At 54.2% G+C, this 469-nt stretch carries 1 protein-coding gene; it reads left to right on the forward strand.

Features of this window, described 5'->3' with window-relative positions; genetic code table 11:
* Positions 1-469 (forward strand): IS110 family transposase (locus tag JIN85_RS20955; protein ID WP_200274518.1); only part of this gene is annotated, 469 nt, incomplete at both ends.

Here is a 469-nt window from a genome sequence, read left to right on the forward strand (position 1 = left end):
CTCCATCAACACGGCCTCCACGCCCTTTTCCTCGTCAATCCCAGACGCATCAAAGCCTTCGGAAACCAAAAACTCAGACGCAATAAAAGCGACACTGCCGACGCCCGACTCATTGCACGATTCCTCGTTGCCGAACAAAACGACCTCACCCCCTGGGCTCCAAAAACCACTGAAAACGAACAACTCACCGAACTCGTCCGCTACACCGAATCCATCACCCGCGAAATCGCCAAACTCAAAACCAAATGCGAAGCCGCCATCGATCCCATCGTCCTCAAATCCCTCAAACGCAGAATCAAATCCGAACAAAAAGAACTCGCCGCCATCCGTCTCCGCATCAACGCCATCATCAAATCCTGCGACACCATCAGGAAGAGCGACCAGCTCATCCGCTCCATCCCCGGCATCGGTGAAATCAGCAGTCACATCATGCTCGCCGAGATCCCCGATCTCACCCACTTCAGCAACG

The organism is Luteolibacter pohnpeiensis (assembly GCF_016595435.1).
GTDB classification, from domain to species: domain Bacteria; phylum Verrucomicrobiota; class Verrucomicrobiia; order Verrucomicrobiales; family Akkermansiaceae; genus Luteolibacter; species Luteolibacter pohnpeiensis.